This is a genomic window from Anoxybacillus sp. J5B_2022 (assembly GCF_026847645.1).
Taxonomy (GTDB): Bacteria; Bacillota; Bacilli; order Bacillales; family Anoxybacillaceae; genus Anoxybacteroides.
In genome coordinates, this window is record NZ_JAPSMC010000154.1 from 1 (window position 1) to 1,090 (window position 1,090).

The 1,090-nt window shown below is 53.6% G+C and carries 1 protein-coding gene; it reads right to left on the reverse strand.

Annotation, left to right across the window (positions count from 1 at the left end):
- The coding region (tnpC, locus tag M4I42_RS16925) for an IS66 family transposase (RefSeq protein ID WP_268853197.1) at positions 1-1,090 on the reverse strand (1,090 nt) is incomplete at both ends.

Consider the following 1,090-nt stretch of genomic DNA (forward strand, 5'->3'; position numbering starts at 1 on the left):
GGTTCCAGAAATTTTTTGTTTGACTTTCACCATCCGCAAATCGCGCTCGGCTTGGTTGTTGTCAAACGGCACTTCTTTCTTTCGCAAGAAGAGAAGCGCTTCTTGTTTGCGCTTTTCTAGGCGCTGGATGAAATTTTGCGCATGGCGGACGCCGTCGTGTTTGCCTTGTTGGCAACGCTCCTCGAGTTCTCGGCGACCATTCGCTAGAAGCTCGTCGTACACGGCTTCCCAACACCGGGCTTCCTCTTCCGGTAGAGCCCCGCCCGCGTTCTCCACCGCCTGTTTCATCTCCAACAACGCTTCGGCCATCTCTTTCGACCATGAATGGCCGTACAGTTCGGTATATGCCCGAAGCTCCCGGAGATGATGGGCGTGGCAAAGAGCATGACTCGCCTCCGTATACATCGGGTATACGGAATACGCATCATGTACCATCGTTCCTTTGTACCGTGGCAAGATTCCGATGTCATCCGTTGCTTGCTTGCCACGCGAGCGATGAAGCCCGTATCGGGTTTCCTTGGAAGTGGAAGCCACGTGCACCCATTGGTTCTTCCCGTTCACACGCAGACTTGTTTCATCGACGTGTAACGTCTTGGAAGCTAGCAACGCCGCTTCGATCTCTTCGATCGCTGCTTCTAACACAGGGAGCCATCGTCTCGTCATGTTCACGACCGTGCCTGCACTCATCGAATGGTTCACTAACGCTTTGACCATCTCCGTGACACGCTCGCACGGGATCAACTGTGCATGGTTCCAGTATAAAACAAGGGAAGTGATGACTGGTCCGTACTGGACATGATTCGTGACATAAAAAGGGAACTCCGCCTGCTGGACAAGATGACATTCCGGACAACCCTTCACTTCCCGTTCGTGTTGAGTCACTTCCATTCGAACCATTGGGAGGTCGAACACTTGGCGAATGTCTACTTGAAGCGGAGCGACATGTTCTAAAGAGTGACCACATCCTTCGCATTTGGTCACACGGTGAAGGACTCGATGGTCAGGATTCGGTACTTGGCGGAGCGTCGTTCCTTGGTGTCCCGGCTGCCCGCCCGGCTGTTTCCCCGACGTTTGGCGAGAAGGAGATTTC